Raw genomic sequence first — 18,679 nt, 5'->3', positions numbered from 1 at the left:
ATGGCGCTGTATGCGGGCATTGACTGCGGTACCCAGGGTACCAAAGTGGTGATTGTTGATGACCAGAGCGGGACTCTCCTCGGTAGCGGTAGCGCGTCACATCAGCTGATCAGTGATTCATCCGGGCGGCGCGAGCAGCAGGCTGAATGGTGGACTGACGCACTGATCGCCGCGTTTAAGCAGGCAACGGTGGCTGCGGGCGTGGACCCGCAGCAGATTGCTGCGCTGTCGGTTTCCGGCCAGCAGCACGGCTTCGTGGCGCTGGATGATGCCGGAGAGGTGCTGCACGCGGTCAAACTGTGGTGCGACACCAGTACCGCCGATGAAAACGCCTGGCTGCTGGAACAGCTGGGTGGAGAACAGGGTTCGCTGGAGCAGCTAGGCCTGACGGTTGCCACCGGCTATACCGCCTCAAAAATCGTCTGGTTCAAACAGCAGCATCCTGAACTGTGGCAGCGGCTGGCAACGGTGCTGCTGCCGCACGATTATCTGAACTTCTGGCTGACCGATGTGCGCTGCGCAGAGTACGGCGATGCTTCCGGCAGCGGACTGTTTGATATCCGCCAGCGCTGCTGGGATCGCCGCACGGTGGAACTGATCGACGACAGCGGCCGCCTGTGGAACGCGCTGCCGCCGCTGATTTCAGCCGAACGGCCGGTGGGCACAGTGTGTGAACGGGCGATGGCTGCACTGGGCCTGCGCCCGGGTACGCTGGTGGCCAGCGGCGGCGGTGACAATATGATGGCGGCTATCGGTACGGGCAATATCCAGCCCGGGATACTGACCATGAGTCTTGGCACATCCGGTACGCTGTTTGCCTGTTCTGACAGCCCCGTGGTGGCGGATTCCGCGATGATCGCCGGATTCTGCTCCAGTACCAACGGCTGGCTGCCGCTGATTTGCACCATGAATGTGACCTCGGCGACCACCACCGTACAGCATCTGCTGAATCAGGACCTGGCATCGTTTAATCAGGCGCTGGAACAGGCGGAGCCAGGCGCGGGCGGGATGCTGCTGCTGCCGTTCTTCAACGGCGAGCGGGTTCCGGAACTGCCGGCGGCGAAGGCCAGTCTGCACAATCTGGACAGCGATAATCTGACCCCGGCGAACCTCTGCCTGGCGGTGGTGGAAGGGGCGACCTACGGCCTGCGCTTCGGGTTGGATCTGTTCCGCCAGCAGGGCGTGGCGGTCGGCGAGATCCGTCTGACCGGCGGCGGGGCTAACAGCCCGCGCTGGCGGCAGATCGTAGCCGACGTGATGGACTGCCCGGTAGTGTGCCTGCATGAAAAAGAGAGCGCGGCGCTGGGCGCGGCGATCCAGGCCATCTGGTGCCATCGGTTGCACGGCGGCAGCGAGTGCTCCCCGGCCGCGCTGCTTGCCGAACTGAGCCAGCAGTTTGTGCGGCTGGACGAAAGCAGCCGCGCGCAGCCGGATGCCGACCGCACGCGCCGCTATGCCGATCTCTATCAGCGCTACCTGCATTTACTGCACAAAGAGTACGAGGTGAGTTTATGAGTCAGTCAGCCGGAGGAGAGCAGTCCGCTTATCTGCTGGAGGTCAGCGGCGTGAAGAAGAGCTTCGGGCCGGTGGTGGCGCTGAAGAATGCCGAATTCTGCCTGCGGCGGGGATCGATCCACGCCCTGTGCGGCGGCAACGGCGCGGGGAAATCGACGTTTCTCAGCATTCTGATGGGATTTGTTCAACCCGACAGCGGCGATATCTTTATTAACGGCAAGCGCTGTGAGTTCTCTCATCCCAAAGAGGCGCTGGCGGCCGGCATTGCTATCGTCCAGCAGGAACTCAGCACCATCGCTGACCTGACCGTAGCCGAAAATATCTGGCTGGGACGCGAGCCGCGCCGTTTTGGTTTTGTGGATTTCCGCCGGATGAATCAGCAGACCGCCGATCTGCTGGCGGATCTGCACTTCACCCTGTCGCCGACCGAGAAGATGCGCAATCTCAGCGTGGCGGAGCAGCAGCTGGTGGAGATCGCCAAGGCGCTGTCGCACGCCAATGCCGACATCATCATTATGGATGAACCGACCTCGGCGATTGGCGAAGAGGACGTGCAGAAGATTTTCCAGGTGATCACCCGGCTGGCGCAGAAGGGTAAGGGGATTATCTATGTTTCGCACCGGCTGGCGGAAATTTTCCAGATCGCCGACAGCTACACCATTTTCCGCGACGGCAGTTATATCCATGAGGGTTTTCTGAGCGATATCACTCGCGAGCAGCTGATTGAACACATTATCGGCGGTGAGTTTGAAAACGAATTCGCCAAGTTCAACCGGCCCGGCGATGAAGTGATGATGCAGGTGAACAACCTGAGCTGGGGAAGAAAGGTGCGGGATATCAGCCTGACGCTGAAGCGCGGAGAAATTCTCGGTATTTACGGCCTGGTGGGTTCAGGGCGCAGTGAGTTTCTCGATCTGATATTTGGCATTCGCCACGCCGACAGCGGAACGGTGCAGCTGGGCGGGAAAACCCTGGCGCGCCATTCGCCGAAGGAGTCGATTGCCAGCGGTATTGCCTATGTGACGGAAGATCGCAAAGAGACCGGGTTAGTGCTGTGTCGGTCGGTGAATGAAAACATCAATATTGCCTCGTTCCAGGATATCAGCCGGGGAGGATTTATCAGCGATCGCCGCGAGCAGCAGCGCACGCGGGAGATGATCCAGCGTTTTAACGTCAAAACTCCGGACGGCGATCAGCTGGTGGGCAACCTGAGCGGCGGTAATCAGCAGAAAGTGGTGCTGGGGCGCTGGGCGCTGGTCGATCCGCAGGTGATGCTGCTGGATGAACCGACGCGCGGCATTGATGTTGGCGCGAAAAAAGAGATTTACCGCTTTATGTCAGAATTCGCCCTGAAGGATCGCGGAATTATTATGGTTTCCTCCGAGCTGTCGGAAATTATTGGCATGAGCGATCGCATCCTTGTTTTTAAAGATGGTGCACTGGCCGGGGAATTATCGGCTGACAATGTTACCCAGGCGGAATTAATGAAGCTGGCGGTGTAAATCCGCTTTAACTATCTGGCGGGAATCAATGGCCGTTAATTATTCGGCCTCTGAATTCTGACCGGCTTAAAAGAGAAAAAATGATGAACTCTACTCATTCACTGACACCTGGGTTGTCTTTATTCGCCCGAAATAAGCGTCACCTGCATAAATACGGCATTATTATCGCATTCTTCGTTCTGTGCCTGGTGGTAACGGCAATTGGTGAAGTTCAGGTTGCCAAAGGCGCCTGGAGCAGTAATTACTTCCTCAGTAATGAAAATATGCTGATTGTTCTGCGCCAGATTTCAATTAACGGCATTCTGGCCATCGGCATGACCTTTGTGATTATTACCGCCGGGGTGGACCTGTCGGTAGGGTCGGTGCTGGCGCTGAGCGGCATCGTGGCCGCGCGCTTTGCCACCACCAACACCGGGCTGGCGATTGGCGATACCGCCCATGCGGTGCTGATGCCGCTGATTATCGCGCTGGGCATCGGCATTGTCTGCGGTCTGCTGAACGGCACGATTCTGGCGCGCTACCGCCTGCAGCCGTTTATCGTCACCATGGGCATGCTCTCTGCGGCGCGTGGGCTGGCGCTGCTGACCACCGACGGTAACCCGGTCTCGCAGCTTAATTCAGACTTCCGCTGGTTAGGCAATGGCTACGTGTTGGGCATTCCGGTGCCGGTGATCCTGTTTGTGGTGCTGTTTGCTCTGGCCTGGGTATTGCTGAATAAAACCCTGTTTGGCCGCTACGTTTACGCGGTGGGCGGTAACCAGAAAAGCGCTCGCACTTCAGGCATCAGCGTGGTGAAAATTAAGGTGCTGGTATACACCCTGTGCGGCGCACTGGCCGGGATTGCCGGGCTGATCCTCACCGCTCGCACCGGTTCGGCACAAACCAACGCCGGGGCCGCCTACGAGCTGGATGCCATCGCCGCCGTGGTGATTGGCGGTACCAGTATGGCCGGAGGTGTGGGAACGCTGGTCGGTACGCTGTTCGGTATTTTAATTATCGGCGTAATGAATAACGGCCTGGATCTGCTCGGCGTGCAGTCTTATTACCAGCAGATTATTAAAGGCGCATTAATTGTGGTTGCCGTACTGCTCGATCCGTCGCGTAAACAACAGCGCGATTAATACTGTGTTCGCGGAATAAATAAATAGCCTGTTTAACAGGTGAGTATCCTACAAAAACCAGGAGTTAAAATGCATAAGATGACGAAAATAGCCCTGTTGACCTCCGGCCTGTTAATGGGCAGCATGGCCGCTCACGCCGCACCGGTTAAAATCGCCGTGCTGATGTACGGAATGAAAGCGGAATTTGTCCAGCTGATGGAAAAAGCCGGTAAAGAGCATCCGGCCGTAAAAAGCGGTGACGTACAGTTAACCGTTTACGATGGTCGTTACGATCCGCTGGTGCAGAACAACCAGGCGGAAACCGCCATTCAGACCCACGTCGATGCGATTATTATTAACCCGATGGACTACGAAGCGAATATCGACGTGGTGACCATGGCCAACGAAGCGAAAATTCCGGTGGTGGTGACCAATGCTCGCCTGAATACCGACAAGATGACCTCCGAAGTGGTGTCCGATGACGTACTGGGCGGCTATATGGAAGCCAAAGCAGTGCTAAAGAAAATGAACTGCAAAGGCAACGTGGTGATTATTGAAGGACCGAAGGGCGGCAGCGGTGAGATCCAGCGCGGCCAGGGCAACGATAAAGCCATCGCCGAATGCGGTGCCGGTAACGTGAAGGTGCTGGAGCGTAAAACGGCCAACTGGTCACGCGCCGAAGCACTGCCGCTGATGGAAAACTGGTTACAAAAACACCGTGGACAGATTAACGGCGTGATCGCGCAGAACGATGAAATGGCGCTGGGCGCGATTGAAGCGATCAAGGGTGCCAATCTGAATGTGAAAGACTTTGCCATTGCCGGTGTGGACGGCGTTTCCGATGCGATCCGTGCGGTGCAGGCGGGTGAGATGGTCTCGATTCTGCAGGATGCACACGCGCAGATGCAGGGGTCGATCGACGTGGCGCTGCGTGCGGTGAAGGGCGACAGCTATCAGCCGCAGTCGACCATCTGGAAACAGTACGAAGGTAAAATGGCCTGGGACGACGGCAAATCAAAACGCTACTCCGTGCCGTGGACCGAAGTGACGCCGGAAAACGCTACCCAGCTGCTGGACGCACGTAAGTAATCTGCCGCCGGGCCACCTTGAGTTAGCGGGTGGCCCTGTTTTTGCGTGTGTCTCTGTCGCAATATTCACAAATGTTTTGTGACAAAAATATGAAGTTTATTTTATAGTTCAGCTTTATCCTGGTAGATTGTTTTTTGTTCTGCCATCTTTAGATAAACGGCACGACAACCAACCTGATTTAATCTCTCGCCGACAGATGTTCTTAATCTTCCCCTAAGAAAATTCATTTATGCTCTGTGTATAGTCGCGAGGCTAAGATAACTCGCCTATTGTTAGTGAGTTACTGTCTCGGTCTGTTTTCGTGGCTAACGGCGATGTTTTTACCGTTGGCGTTTTCACGGGGCTATCCCAACTATCATCCACTTTTCCCGAGGTGCGGTTTTGCACGCCCCACGGTTAATTTCTGCCAGCTTATTGGTGATAACTGTTTAGTGAGATTAATCAATGTTGGAGTTTTTACCTTTTTCCCGCCCGGCGATGGGCAGTGAAGAACTTGACGCGCTGGCAGAGGTTTTGCGCTCCGGTTGGATCACCACCGGACCTAAAAATCAGCAGCTTGAGCAGGAATTTTGCCAGTTAACCGGTAACAGTCATGCCATTGCCGTCAGTTCAGCGACCGCCGGGATGCACGTCACGCTGATGGCGCTGGGTATTCAGGCGGGCGACGAAGTCATTACGCCGTCGATAACCTGGGTTTCCACGCTGAATATGATTGCGCTGCTGGGTGCCACACCGGTGATGATCGACGTCGACCGCGATACGCTGATGGTGACCCCTGAATTGATTGAAGCGGCGATCACCCCGCGAACCAAAGCCATTATTCCCGTGCACTATGCCGGTGTGCCGGCGGATATCGACGCGATTCACGCGCTGGGTAAACGCTACGGCATTGCCGTGATTGATGATGCCGCTCATGCTGCCGGCACCTTCTATCAGGGCCGCCACGTGGGGGCGACGGGAACGGCGATTTTCTCTTTCCACGCCATTAAAAATATGAGCTGTGCCGAAGGTGGCCTGGTGGTGACCGACGATGCGGCTCTGGCTGACCGCGTGCGCAGTCTGAAGTTTCACGGGCTGGGGGTTGATGCCTACGATCGCCAGACTCACGGCCGTGCGCCGCAGGCGGAAGTGATCGCGCCAGGGTACAAATACAATCTGGCCGATCTGAATGCCGCTATTGCCCTGGTGCAGCTGAAAAAACTGGCGCAGCATAATGCCCGCCGCGAGCAGATCGCCCGTCGCTATCTGCTTGAACTTGCCGATACGCCCTTCCTGCCGCTGAAGCAGCCCGACTGGCCGCACCAGCACGCCTGGCATCTGTTTATTCTGCGCATCGATCCGCAGACCTGCGGCCTCAGCCGCGATGAGCTGATGCAGCGTCTGAAGGAACAGGGCATCGGCAGCGGGCTGCATTTCCGTGCTGCCCACACGCAAAAATATTACCGCGAACGCTTCCCTGACTTAACGCTCCCCAATACGGAGTGGAATTCCGCGCGCATTTGTTCCATCCCGCTGTTCCCGACGATGACCGACGAAGATACCGATCGCGTTATCGCCGCACTACGCCAGATTGCAGGTAAATAAGATGACAGACCAGGATATTAAAAAGGTCTCGGTGGTAATCCCGGTTTACAACGAACAGGAAAGCCTGAACGAGTTAATCCGCCGGACGCAGGCCGCCTGCGACACGCTGACGGTGGATTACGAAATTCTGCTGGTGGATGACGGCAGCAGCGACAGCTCGGCGGAGATGCTGACCGCCGCCGCCGAACTGCCGGGAAGTAAGGTGGTGGCGGTATTGCTGAACCGTAACTACGGCCAGCACTCGGCGATTATGGCCGGATTCAGCCACGTGTCGGGCGATCTGATTATTACCCTGGACGCGGATTTACAGAATCCGCCGGAGGAAATTCCCCGGCTGGTCGCGGTGGCGATGGAAGGCTATGACGTGGTCGGCACCGTACGCCAGAACCGCCAGGACAGCTGGTTCCGCAAATTTGCTTCGCAGATGATTAACCGCCTGATCCAGCGGACCACCGGCAAGGCAATGGGGGATTACGGCTGCATGCTGCGTGCCTATCGACGCCATATCATCGATGCGATGCTGCACTGTCACGAGCGCAGTACCTTTATCCCGATTCTTGCCAACACCTTTGCCCGCCGGGCGACGGAAATTCCGGTAATGCACGCCGAACGGGAATTTGGTGATTCCAAGTACAGCTTTATGCGGCTGATTAACCTGATGTACGACCTGATTACCTGCCTGACCACCACGCCACTGCGTCTGCTGAGCGTGTTCGGCAGCATCATCGCGCTGTCGGGATTTGCCATTGCGGTACTGCTGGTGGTGATGCGGCTGTTCCTCGGCCCGGAGTGGTCGGCGGAAGGGGTGTTTATGCTGTTTGCCGTGCTGTTTATTTTTGTCGGCGCGCAGTTTGTAGGTATGGGCCTGCTTGGTGAGTATATCGGACGCATTTACAACGATGTCCGCGCTCGCCCTCGCTATTTTATTCAGCGCGTTGTCAGTAACAACGCCGACTCCACACAGGATAAGCAATGATGAAAGCCGTGGTTTTTGCCTACCATGATATTGGCTGCGCGGGTATTCGTGCGCTGCATACCGCAGGGTTCGAGATCGAAGCCATTTTTACCCATGCGGATAATGCCGCTGAAAATCAGTTTTACGCCTCGGTAGCCCGCACGGCGGCAGAGCTGGGCGTGCCGGTCTATGCCCCAGAGGATGTGAACCACCCGCTGTGGGTTGAGCGCATTAAAGCGATGGCGCCGCAGGTGATTTTCTCCTTCCACTATCGCCAGATGCTGAGTGACGCGATCCTCAACAGCGCCAGCGAAGGGGCATTCAATCTGCACGCTTCGTTACTGCCTCGCTATCGTGGCCGCGCGCCGCTGAACTGGGTGCTGGTCAACGGCGAAGAAGAAACCGGCGTGACCCTGCACCGCATGGTGAAGCGGGCCGATGCCGGGGCGATTGTCGCCCAGCAGCGGGTGGCTATCGATCCGCAGGATAATGCGCTGACCCTGCACCGCAAGCAGTGCCTCAGCAGTGCCGAGCTGCTGGCTGCCAGCCTGCCCGGTATTTTACGCGGTGATTTTACCGAGCGGGAACAGGATGAGAGTCAGGCGAGCTACGTTGGACGTCGCACCCCGGAAGACGGGCGTATCGACTGGTCTCTGCCCGCCCATCGTATTCACAATCTGGTGCGTGCGGTGACCGATCCGTGGCCGGGGGCGTTTAGCTTTGTGGGCTCCGGCAAATTTATCGTCTGGCAGTCGGCGGTCAGGCACGATTTCCCGTCGGCGAAGCCGGGCACCGTGCTATCGGTGAACCCGCTGGTGGTAGCCACCGGCGAGGGCGCGCTGGAGATCGTTACCGGCCAGGGCGACAGCGGTGTCTACATGCAGGGCCGGCAGCTGGCGCAAACGCTGGGGCTGGTCAGCGGGGCGATCCTGCACAATCAGCCGGTATCGGCGATTAAACGCCTGACCCGCGTGCTGATCCTCGGTGTAAACGGCTTTATCGGCAATCATTTGACCGAGCGCCTGCTGCAGGATGATAACTTTGAAATTTACGGCCTGGATATTGGTTCAGACGCCATCAGCCGCTTTGTGGGCCACCCGCGTTTCCACTTTGTCGAGGGGGATATCAGCATCCACTCGGAGTGGATTGAGTACCATATTAAGAAATGTGATGTGGTGCTGCCGCTGGTCGCCATTGCCACGCCGATTGAATATACCCGTAATCCTCTGCGTGTCTTCGAGCTGGATTTTGAAGAGAACCTGAAGATTATTCGTGACTGCGTGAAGTACCAGAAGCGCATTATCTTCCCGTCTACCTCCGAAGTGTACGGTATGTGTACCGATGACACCTTCGACGAAGACAACTCGAATCTGGTGGTCGGGCCGATTAACAAACAGCGCTGGATTTACTCCGTCTCTAAGCAGCTGCTCGATCGGGTTATCTGGGCCTACGGCGAGAAAGAGGGGCTGCGCTTCACCCTGTTCCGGCCGTTTAACTGGATGGGGCCGCGGCTGGATAACCTCAACGCCGCCCGTATTGGCAGCTCGCGGGCGATTACCCAGCTGATCCTCAATCTGGTTGAAGGTTCACCGATTAAACTGATCGACGGTGGGCGGCAGAAGCGCTGCTTTACCGATATTCGTGACGGTATTGAAGCGCTGTTTTTGATTATTGAAAACAAGCAGCAGAACTGTGACGGGCAGATTATTAATATCGGTAACCCGGAAAATGAAGCCAGCATCAAGCAGCTGGCGGAGCAGCTGTTGGAGAGCTTTGATCGCCATCCGCTGCGCGATCGCTTCCCGCCGTTCGCCGGATTCCGCGAGGTGGAAAGCAGCAGCTATTACGGTAAGGGCTATCAGGACGTTGAGCACCGCAAGCCGTCGATTCGCAATGCGAAACGGCTGCTCGGCTGGCAGCCTGAAGTGCAGATGAACCGCACCATCGACGCTACGCTGGATTTCTTCCTCAATTCGGTGGATGGCGGAGAGTCAGCTGAATGATTAATGTTGGTCTGCGTATTGATGTGGATACCTGGCGCGGGACCCGTGATGGGGTGCCGCGTCTGCTGGAAATTTTGCAACAGCAGCAGACTCAGGCGAGCTTTTTCTTCAGCGTTGGCCCGGACAATATGGGCCGCCACCTGTGGCGGCTGCTGAAGCCGCGTTTTCTTTGGAAGATGCTGCGCTCCAACGCGGCATCGCTTTACGGCTGGGATATTTTGCTGGCGGGAACCGCGTGGCCGGGGCGTAATATTGGCCGGGGTCATGCGGATCTGATCCGCGCAGCGGCGGAGCAGCATGAAATCGGGCTGCATGCCTGGGACCATTTCGCCTGGCAAACCTGGGCAGGCGTCTGGCCGAAGGAGAAGCTGCATGCGGAGATTGAACGCGGCGCCAGCGCGCTGGCGGACATCCTCGGCAGGTCGGTTAACTGTTCTGCCGTGGCGGGCTGGCGTGCTGACGGGCGGGTCGTGGCGGCTAAGCAGCATTTCGGCTTTGCCTGGAATAGCGACTGCCGGGGTACGCATCCGTTCCGGCCACGTCTGCCGGACGGCAAGCCGGGCACGGTGCAGATTCCGGTAACGTTACCCACCTGGGATGAAGTGGCAGGGACTTCGGTGAGCCGCCAGGCGTTCAATGATTTTATTCTCGACCGCATCATTGAGCAGAAGGATGGCGTGCCGGTGTATACCATCCATGCTGAAGTCGAAGGCATCGCGCTGAGCGGGATGTTTGACGATCTCCTGGTTCAGGCGCGGGAGCGGGGTATTCGCTTCTGCCCGCTGGGTGAGCTGCTGCCCGATGATGTTACACAGCTGCCGATGGGCAGCATTGTCCGGGGTAGCTTCCCCGGCCGCGAAGGCTGGTTGGGATGCCAGCAATTTATTGAGTGAGACCGGATGAAGAGCTGGCGCATTACCCTCTCCCTGATCCTGATGTATGCCCTGTACTATCTGATCCCGCTTGAATACCGCGCCCTGTGGCAGCCGGATGAGGTTCGCTATGCGGAAATCAGTCGCGAAATGTTGGCCAGCGGCAACTGGGTTTCCCCACATTTTCTCGGCCTGCGCTATTTTGAGAAGCCGGTAGCGGGATACTGGATTAATAACCTCAGCCAGCTGCTGTTTGGCGGCAACAACTTCTCTGTGCGATTCGGTTCGGTTTTCTCGATTACCCTGAGCGCCATGCTGGTCTGGTGGCTGGCAATGCAGATTGTCCGGCAGCAGCGTACCGCGTGGCTGGCGGCGATCGTTTTCCTCACCAGTCTGCTGGTTTACGGTATTGGCACCTATGCGGTGCTCGACCCGATGATTACTCTGTGGCTGGTTGCGGCGATGTGCTGTTACTGGCTGGTGGTACAGGCGGAGACTCAGCGGCAGAGGGTGCTGGCGTGGCTGCTGCTGGGGCTGGCCTGTGGCATGGGATTTATGACCAAGGGCTTTCTGGCACTGGCGGTGCCGGTGGTAGCAATTGTGCCGTGGGCCATCTGGCAGCGTCGCTTCCGCGAAGTCCTGATCTTCGGACCGCTGGCGGTGGTGGCGGCGGTGTTAATCTCTCTTCCCTGGGGAATTGCCATTGCCCGCCAGCAGCCGGATTTCTGGTCTTACTTCTTCTGGGTGGAGCATATTCAGCGTTTTGCCGAGAAAGATGCGCAGCACAGTGCGCCGTTCTGGTACTACCTGCCGGTATTGATTGCGGGTTCACTGCCCTGGTTAGGGCTGCTGCCGGGGGCGTTGCTGCGTGCGGGGCGGGAGCGAAATACCAGCAGCGGCGGCCTGTATCTGCTGAGCTGGGTAGTGATGCCGCTGCTGTTTTTCAGCATTGCCAAAGGGAAGCTGCCAACCTATATCCTGCCGTGCTTTGCACCGTTGGCAATTCTTTTAGCTGACTATGCCGTGCAGTCGGCGAAGGCAGGAGGCCGGGCATTACGGGCTAATGCGCTGATAAACCTGGCGTTCGGCGCACTGGCCGCGCTGGCGGTGTGGCTGGTGCTTTCGCCGTGGGGCCTTTCTCACCGTCCGGTGTTCCAGCCGTCCGAGGGCTTTAAGGTGGCGCTGGGCGGTATGGCGTTTTTATTCTGGGCGCTGATGGGGGCCGTCACCTTTATCGGCCGCGGCAGAAACTGGCCGCTCGCCGCGCTGTGCCCGCTCGGCATTGCGCTGGCGTTGGCATTGGTTATCCCGGATAAGGTGGTCAGCTCTAAACAGCCGCAGGAATTTATTCAGGCAACGCAAAAGCAGCTGGAGGACAGCCGTTTTATTTTGTCTAACAACAGCGGTATGGCTTCGGCGGTGGCGTGGCAGCTGAAGCGCAGCGACGTGGACATGTACGAACAGTCGGGTGAACTGACCTGGGGGTTAAGCTATCCCGACAGCCGTGACCGGCTGGTGGCGAGTGACCGGTTTGCCGACTGGCTGGCCGCCCACCGCAGGCTCGGCAATGTGTCGCTGGTGCTGAAACTGACCGACAGCGCTCGCGACGTTGACCCCGGACTGCCCGCGCCGGACGAGGTGTATCGTCAGCAGCGCATGGTCCTTTACTACTATCATCAGCAGCCATGAATATTCTGCTAATTGTGTTGGTCAGTCTGCTGAGCTGTGCCGGGCAGCTGTGCCAGAAGCAGGCAACGGCAGTTGACGGGAATCCCCGGCCACGGCGGCATCTTCTGCTGTGGCTTGCCCTGAGCGTGCTGCTGCTGGGGCTGGCGATGCTGGTCTGGCTGAGGGTTCTACAGGAAGTTGCGGTTGGTGTGGCCTATCCCATGCTCAGCCTGAATTTTGTCCTGGTCGCGCTGGCTGCCCGCTGGCTGTGGCATGAGCACCTCTCGCTGCGCCACTGCTGCGGCATTCTGCTGATCGTGGGCGGCGTGGCGGTGATGGGCGGGTATACCTGATGGGCTGGCTATGTGCTTTGGGCAGCGTGCTGCTGGTCAGCGCGGCGCAGCTGTTGATGAAATGGGCGATGATTCAGCTGCCGGCTATTGCCCGGCAGCTGGACTTCGCTGCCGCTATTCTCGCTTTTTCACCGCCCGCGCTGGCGCTACTGGCCGGTTTGTTCGCCTACGCGTTTTCCATGCTGTGCTGGCTGCTGGCGCTGAAGCGTCTGCCGCTCAGCCGCGCTTATCCGCTGCTCAGCCTCAGCTATCTGCTGGTCTGGGGGGGCGCGCTGCTTATCCCTTCGCTCAATGAATGGTTTGTCTGGGGCAAGCTGGTGGGCGGGGCGCTGATCCTCGCGGGCCTGCTGCTGATATTCTGGCCGGACAAAAAAGACCGTTAACCGGCTAAAGGCGTTATGATTGCCGGGTTTTGGGATTTCTAAATTAGCAGGTTATTTAAATGATGGATAAAAATCGCCTTCTGGAGGTTCGGGAGGTCAGCTTTGCGCTGCAGGATAAGGTCCTGCTGGCGCCGCTGTCCTTTTCGCTGGGCAAAGGGGAGTTTCTCTGGCTGACCGGTCCGTCCGGGGCAGGGAAGAGCACATTACTGAAAATTATTGCCTCGCTGCTGGAGCCGTCATCGGGTGAGGTGATCTTCAACGGTCAGCCGCTGGCGACGTTAAAACCGGAGCACTATCGGCAGCAGGTTTCCTACGTTTTCCAGACCCCGGTGCTGTTTGGCAGCACGGTGTATGACAATCTGGCGCTGCCGTATCAGATCCGCCAGCGCCCGCCGCAGCGGCAGGCGATGATCGATGGCCTGCAGCGGCTGCATCTGCCGGCTGCCGCGCTGGACCGCACCATCGACCAGCTTTCCGGGGGGGAAAAACAGCGCGTGGCCCTTCTGCGTAATCTACAGTTTCCGCCTGATATTCTGCTGCTGGATGAAGTAACCAGCGCGCTGGATGAGGAAAATAAGCAGGCGGTACATCAACTCATTGATGAACAGGTCGGGCAGGGCACCGCTGCGATCTGGATCAGCCACGATCGTCATGAAACCGATAACGCGCAGCGCATTCTGACGCTGTCGGCACCACAAAACCGGGGGCAGCATGAACCAGCATAATATTACCAATGAGTCGCTTGGCCTGGCGCTGGTACTGGTGCTGATTGCTCTGCTGGTCAGCAGTAAAGAGAAACTGGGTCTGGAAAAAGACATCGTCTGGAGCGTGGCGCGGGCGATTGTGCAGCTGGTAATCGTCGGCTATGTGCTGAAGTACATTTTCGAACTGGATAACGGCTGGCTGACGGTGCTGATGGTGCTGTTTATTTGCGTGAATGCCGCGCTGAATGCCAAAAAGCGCAGCCGGGCGATCGATAACGGCTTCCTGATTTCGTTTGTGGCGATAACGCTGGGCACCACGCTGACCTTAACTATTCTGGTGCTGAGTCGGGCGATTGAGTTTATGCCGATGCAGGTCATTCCGATCTCCGGCATGATCGCGGGTAATGCGATGGTGGCGGTGGGGCTGTGCTTTAGCAATCTTAACCAGCGCTTTGCCGATAACCGGCAAAAGGTGGAAGAAATGCTGAGCCTGGGGGCCAGTGCGCGGATGGCATCCGGCAGCATTGTGCGCGACAGCATTCGCGCGGCGATGATCCCCACCGTGGACGCGGCTAAAACCGTAGGTCTGGTCAGCCTGCCGGGAATGATGTCCGGGCTGATTTTCGCCGGTATCGATCCGGTGAAGGCGATTAAGTATCAGATTATGGTGACGTTTATGCTGCTGGGGACGGCCAGTCTGTCGACTATCGTGGCCGGTTATCTTGCCTGCCGGCGCTTTTACACCGCACGAGTTCAGCTTAAGCCGTGAAGTCATCTCGTGGTGCGGTAGCGTATTTCGAACGTTTCAGGCAGCCGTGTTGCCCGTCAGTCATTGGTCAGGCTGGCAGCTAACGGGCCGCTCTGCTTTGATCTGAAATGATGCGGTGTAGATGCCAATGCTCAGGCCCCAAAGGGGCCTGAGAACACCGCTCTCGCACAGTTTTAATACACGAACGTTAGAAATTAACGTTAGCGCTAAGACCGCCGATAAAGGCGTTTTTGACTTCGCTGACAGCGCCCGGAGAGGCGACGTACTGCAGGTTTGGCCGCAGGCTGAACCAGTCAGTCAGGCGCGCGTTATAGTAGATCTCGTAGTTATATTCCGAACCGTGCTGGATGGGCAGATAGGTCGGGCTGTGATAATTACTCTCCCCGTTTTCTTCATTAATACGATGCTGCATGCGCCCGTAGTTGCTGTTGACGTGAATGCGTGCCGCACCCATGCCAATTTCATCCTGTGAGCGGGCGGCGAACGGTCCTTTCCAGACAAAGGTCATCGCCTGATAGTTATCGGTTTTCGAGGTGCGTCGATCGTTCATCACGCCCTGTACCGTCATACTCAGGCCACGCTGATTATCACCGTCCATCGCCGTCAACTGCTGTTGCAGCAGCAGATAGCCACCGTAGGCGTGGGCATCGTCGTTATAGCTGCCATTGCGATAGCTGGAGTACTTATCGCCGTTGACCGATGAGTAATACACGCCCATACGATAGTTGCCCGGCAGTTTTTCAGGCCCGAACACCGGCTTCCAGCCCAGTTCTACCGGGACCATATTGCCGAGCGTCGGGCTGGTATCCAGGCGGAAGCCGTTCCCGGTATCGTAGTTGCTGGCGGTCTGATTATAGAAGCCGACCTGCAGGAAAACTTCCGGCGTAAAGTTAAGCTTCACGCGGCCGCCCCACTGGGAAACCGGCCAGTTAAACCAGCGGTCGCCGCGCCAGTTTCCCGGCTGCCCGCTGCCGAACGCCAGGTTCTCAAAATTGCTCTGGAAGGAATCAAAATCTTCGCCGACGGTAACACGACCGGCTTTCACTTCGATAAGACGATCGAAGAAGCCTTTATTCATCCAGAACTGAGTCAGGCGCCAGGTCTGACCGCGACCATAAACTTCTTCTACCGATGACAGGCCGCCGGTGCGGGGATCGTTAATATGTTCGGTGAGGTCGTGGCCGTTACGGCTGGTGACGGTGAACTGGAACTGGGTATCGTCCCAGTTGAGCAGTTTCTCTAAATCGAGAGTCGTACCAAACGCCCACTGATCGGTATAGCGGGCGGTGGTTGATGTTTTATAGCCGCCGGCCAGATTGCTGGCGGATTCCATGGTGTAGTTCACCTGGAAATCCACGCCGTCGTCTTTTAACTGCGAACGCAGGCCGCCCCAGTCACCGAACATATAGGATGAATCAACGCTCAACGGTGCCATGTCGGCCCGGGAAACCGTAGAAAACATCACCAGGGCACCGCTGCACACTAGTGCGAGTTTTTTCATTCTCCGACCTGTATCTGCTTTTCTTTGCATAATAATGACCTTTTTTATTATCACCCGACGGTCTTGCTTCACCGAATTCCATTAACGGTTATCCGCCGGGCGCTTAGAGATAAAATGCTGTTGTCATGCCTGCCGTAGTCAATGTTTTACGACTGCCGTATGACAACATGTAAACAAGTGGCAGGGATTATATTTTTGTGCGGAGAATGCTTAGCGAAGTGAATTTATTGTATGGAAATAATTAGCATGGTTACTATTTATTTCTGTGGCAGGTAATATAGAGCGGGAGTCCCGCCAGTTAAGCAGTGTAATAAACCGGCGGGTAAAACTTAAAACTTAATTTCAGCGCCCAGACCGCCAACGAACAGCCGTGAGTTGTCTTCTACAGCTCCGGGTTTGGTTGTTTGTTGCAAGTTAGGATGAAGAATAACGTGGGGCGTTAAATGATAGTTATAATAAAGATCGTAGTTAAACCCTTCGCCGTGCATTAGCGGCTCCGGCCTGCGATCCTTGTAATCCGGCATGGGGGACAAGTTGTTGGCGAGAGGTTTAGCAGTATTAGTATTTGGATAAACAGATGATGTCTGCTGTTCGGGTATATTATTCAACGTTAGCGGTTTTGCGCAAAGCGTGCTGCTGAAGAACAGCATCGCCAGTGCGGCAGTGCTGGAAAACATGGCATGGTGCCAACTTTTTGAGGATGATAGCCTTTCCATATGTGACCCCCTTTATCGATACCATCAGTGGTGAAATCCTTTTTGTTCTCGTTGTCATTACACCATGCCACCCGGTGACGGTTTCTCTCAAAAATGCGTTTTAAGGACATTTTTATGATATTGAGGGCAGACAGCATCAACTGATTTTCACCTGGTAGAGGGTTAAGGTAAGATGTCCTCAATGCAACTGAAGGGAGTTTTTGATAAGTATTGATCAGGGAGGGAGTCTATGAGAAGACTACTGTTTGCTATATGGTGTGTGTTTTCTTTTGTCTTATCTTATTTGATATTCTTTTTATTGATTACATTTATTCAAATCAATATTATCCCGCGTGAAATGCTGGAAAATTTTCTCGAACTTTTATCAATGACCGGTGATGTAGCCTTTACCCGCTGGCTCTATTTCTCAGGAAGTGGGTTATCGTTACTTTTAGCTATTATGACCTGTCATGAAGTGTGGGCGATGCAGCATCACGCTGAAGCCTGAAAATAAACGCCCGTTCGCGGGCGTTTTTTCGTTAATAGTTTCGCGATTTTATCGCGTTAACTATCTGCGGCCGAAAATTTTAGCCGCCAGGAAACCGACCCCGGCTGCAATCGCCAGTGAAACCAGCGGAGAGTCTTTGGTCTTGGTTTTCACACAGTCCAGCGCATCATCTATGGCGTAGGATGCCTTTGCCGCCTGCTGGCGGACTTTCCCCTTAAATTCATGCTCAGGAGAGTCGACGGCTTTGCCAAACTCTTCCTGGCCTTTGCCGAGAGCTTCTTCCGCTTTATCGTTCGCTTTATCAAACAGACTCATACTGCCTCCTTTGATGGCATGATTTCCTCATGTGGGATAATAAGCGTAGACCACTGAGGGCAGATGATTGTCGGAATTTGTATGAAAATATGAATTTACGTTTAACCGGATGTAAAAAAAGGTGGATCGCTTGATCCACCCTGAATGTTAAATATCAGTGATAACCTTCGTCCGGCTTAATTTTCCCGCGGAAGACGTAGTAGCTCCAGAAGGTGTAAACCAGAATCACCGGAATGATCAGCAGACCGCCAACCAGCATAAAGCCCTGGCTCTGCGGTGGTGAAGCCGCATCCCAAATGGTGATCGACGGTGGGATGATGTTTGGCCAGATGCTGATGCCGAGGCCGGTAAAGCCAAGGAACACCAGCGCGAGGGTGAGCAGGAACGGCGTGTAGTGCGCATGGCGCTTCAGCGCGCTGAGCAGGCCCCACGCAGCGGCCAGCACCAGCACCGGAACCGGGAGGAACCAGAACAGGTTAGGCAGGCTGAACCAGCGGTGCATAATGTTCTCGTGCAGCAGCGGTGTCCAGACGCTGACGATGGCAATCACCACCAGCAGCGCCAGCAGTAGCGGCTTGGTCAGCGCGGTCATTTTGCGATGCAGTTCATTTTCGGTTTTCATAATCAGCCAGGTGCTGCCCAGCAGGGCATAGGCCAGAACCAGACCTACCCCGCAAAACAGGCTAAACGGCGTCAGCCATGCCAGCGCCGGGCCACTGTAGGTACGGTTGGTGACTTCGAAACCGTTGATCACCGCGCCCAGCACGACACCCTGACTGAAGGTGGCAACAAACGAGCCGCCGATAAAGGCTTTGTCCCAGAACGGACGGTGCTCTTCGGTTGCCTTAAAGCGGAACTCAAAAGCCACGCCGCGGAAAATCAGGCCGATCAGCATAATCGTTAACGGTGCGGCAAGCGCAGTGGTGATCACCGCATAGGCCAACGGGAAGGCACCAAACAGCGCGGCGCCGCCGAGGATAAGCCAGGTTTCGTTGCCGTCCCACACCGGGGCGACGGTATTCACCATCATATCGCGCTCTACCGGGTCCTTATTGAACGGGAACAGGATGCCGATACCGAGATCGAAGCCATCCATAATGATGTACATCAGGGTGGCGAAGACAATGATGGTAAACCAGATAATGGAGAGATCGATTCCCATC

The 18,679-nt window shown here is 56.3% G+C and carries 18 protein-coding genes; 14 read left to right on the top strand and 4 right to left on the bottom strand.

What is annotated here, in order from left to right; translation table 11 throughout:
• The 13 genes from xylB to fetB all read left to right on the top strand — a co-directional run bounded on the left by xylB (position 1) and on the right by fetB (position 14,497).
• The gene (gene xylB / locus JOE09_RS08120; protein ID WP_205065401.1) at positions 1 to 1,515 is read left to right on the top strand and encodes a xylulokinase; all 1,515 of its coding nucleotides are present in this window, start codon (positions 1 to 3) and stop codon (positions 1,513 to 1,515) included.
• On the top strand, positions 1,512 to 3,017 hold the full coding sequence (locus JOE09_RS08115; RefSeq protein ID WP_205065400.1) for a sugar ABC transporter ATP-binding protein: 1,506 nt from the start codon (positions 1,512 to 1,514) through the stop codon (positions 3,015 to 3,017). The genes xylB and JOE09_RS08115 overlap by 4 nt, the downstream gene beginning before the upstream one ends.
• Positions 3,018 to 3,100: 83 nt before the next feature.
• Entirely contained in the window at positions 3,101 to 4,138 is a 1,038-nt protein-coding gene (locus tag JOE09_RS08110) for an ABC transporter permease (RefSeq protein ID WP_105590994.1), read from the top strand.
• A 78-nt stretch (positions 4,139 to 4,216) separates the two neighbouring features.
• On the top strand, positions 4,217 to 5,206 hold the full coding sequence (locus JOE09_RS08105) for a substrate-binding domain-containing protein (protein WP_370569866.1): 990 nt from the start codon (positions 4,217 to 4,219) through the stop codon (positions 5,204 to 5,206).
• Between the two features lie 444 nt (positions 5,207 to 5,650).
• On the top strand, positions 5,651 to 6,790 hold the full coding sequence (gene arnB, locus JOE09_RS08100) for a UDP-4-amino-4-deoxy-L-arabinose aminotransferase (protein WP_205065399.1): 1,140 nt from the start codon (positions 5,651 to 5,653) through the stop codon (positions 6,788 to 6,790).
• Position 6,791: 1 nt separating this feature from the next.
• On the top strand, positions 6,792 to 7,766 hold the full coding sequence (gene arnC, locus JOE09_RS08095) for an undecaprenyl-phosphate 4-deoxy-4-formamido-L-arabinose transferase (protein WP_200559865.1): 975 nt from the start codon (positions 6,792 to 6,794) through the stop codon (positions 7,764 to 7,766).
• Positions 7,766 to 9,748, top strand: a complete 1,983-nt coding sequence (arnA, locus tag JOE09_RS08090; protein ID WP_205065630.1) for a bifunctional UDP-4-amino-4-deoxy-L-arabinose formyltransferase/UDP-glucuronic acid oxidase ArnA — start codon at positions 7,766 to 7,768, stop codon at positions 9,746 to 9,748. Before arnC ends, arnA begins: the two co-directional genes overlap by 1 nt.
• On the top strand, positions 9,745 to 10,641 hold the full coding sequence (gene arnD, locus JOE09_RS08085; protein ID WP_205065398.1) for a 4-deoxy-4-formamido-L-arabinose-phosphoundecaprenol deformylase: 897 nt from the start codon (positions 9,745 to 9,747) through the stop codon (positions 10,639 to 10,641). The genes arnA and arnD overlap by 4 nt, the downstream gene beginning before the upstream one ends.
• A 6-nt stretch (positions 10,642 to 10,647) precedes the next feature.
• Positions 10,648 to 12,309: a lipid IV(A) 4-amino-4-deoxy-L-arabinosyltransferase gene (arnT, locus tag JOE09_RS08080; protein ID WP_205065397.1), complete on the top strand. Its 1,662-nt coding sequence runs from the start codon at positions 10,648 to 10,650 to the stop codon at positions 12,307 to 12,309.
• Positions 12,306 to 12,641 (top strand): 4-amino-4-deoxy-L-arabinose-phosphoundecaprenol flippase subunit ArnE, encoded by a 336-nt coding sequence (gene arnE / locus JOE09_RS08075; protein WP_205065396.1) that lies wholly within the window; start codon positions 12,306 to 12,308, stop codon positions 12,639 to 12,641. Before arnT ends, arnE begins: the two co-directional genes overlap by 4 nt.
• Positions 12,641 to 13,024 carry a 4-amino-4-deoxy-L-arabinose-phosphoundecaprenol flippase subunit ArnF gene (gene arnF, locus JOE09_RS08070; protein WP_205065395.1) on the top strand — a complete coding sequence of 128 codons (384 nt, stop codon included), beginning with the start codon at positions 12,641 to 12,643 and terminating at the stop codon, positions 13,022 to 13,024. The genes arnE and arnF overlap by 1 nt, the downstream gene beginning before the upstream one ends.
• 59 nt (positions 13,025 to 13,083) lie before the next feature.
• Positions 13,084 to 13,749: an iron efflux ABC transporter ATP-binding subunit FetA gene (gene fetA, locus JOE09_RS08065; RefSeq protein WP_205065394.1), complete on the top strand. Its 666-nt coding sequence runs from the start codon at positions 13,084 to 13,086 to the stop codon at positions 13,747 to 13,749.
• On the top strand, positions 13,736 to 14,497 hold the full coding sequence (gene fetB / locus JOE09_RS08060; protein ID WP_105591003.1) for an iron efflux ABC transporter permease subunit FetB: 762 nt from the start codon (positions 13,736 to 13,738) through the stop codon (positions 14,495 to 14,497). Before fetA ends, fetB begins: the two co-directional genes overlap by 14 nt.
• Before the next feature lie 187 nt (positions 14,498 to 14,684).
• On the opposite strand, the gene JOE09_RS08055 is transcribed toward fetB, so the two are convergent.
• Positions 14,685 to 15,998, bottom strand: a complete 1,314-nt coding sequence (locus tag JOE09_RS08055) for a carbohydrate porin (protein ID WP_420830624.1) — start codon at positions 15,996 to 15,998, stop codon at positions 14,685 to 14,687.
• A gap of 329 nt (positions 15,999 to 16,327) precedes the next feature.
• Entirely contained in the window at positions 16,328 to 16,714 is a 387-nt protein-coding gene (locus JOE09_RS08050; RefSeq protein WP_205065393.1) for a carbohydrate porin, read from the bottom strand.
• A 229-nt stretch (positions 16,715 to 16,943) separates the two neighbouring features.
• Between JOE09_RS08050 and JOE09_RS08045 the strand changes: the two genes are divergently transcribed.
• Entirely contained in the window at positions 16,944 to 17,201 is a 258-nt protein-coding gene (locus tag JOE09_RS08045) for a hypothetical protein (RefSeq protein WP_105591005.1), read from the top strand.
• A 60-nt stretch (positions 17,202 to 17,261) separates the two neighbouring features.
• Here JOE09_RS08045 and JOE09_RS08040 read toward each other — a convergent pair whose 3' ends face one another.
• Positions 17,262 to 17,516: a CsbD family protein gene (locus JOE09_RS08040; protein ID WP_105591006.1), complete on the bottom strand. Its 255-nt coding sequence runs from the start codon at positions 17,514 to 17,516 to the stop codon at positions 17,262 to 17,264.
• Between the two features lie 154 nt (positions 17,517 to 17,670).
• Positions 17,671 to 18,678 (bottom strand): cytochrome d ubiquinol oxidase subunit II, encoded by a 1,008-nt coding sequence (gene cydB / locus JOE09_RS08035; RefSeq protein ID WP_105591007.1) that lies wholly within the window; start codon positions 18,676 to 18,678, stop codon positions 17,671 to 17,673.
• Between the last annotated feature and the right edge of the window lies 1 nt (position 18,679).

The sequence above is a fragment of the Pantoea coffeiphila genome (assembly GCF_016909495.1).
In the GTDB taxonomy this organism is placed as follows: domain Bacteria; phylum Pseudomonadota; class Gammaproteobacteria; order Enterobacterales; family Enterobacteriaceae; genus Erwinia; species Erwinia coffeiphila.
This window is presented reverse-complemented; position numbering and strand designations above follow the sequence as displayed.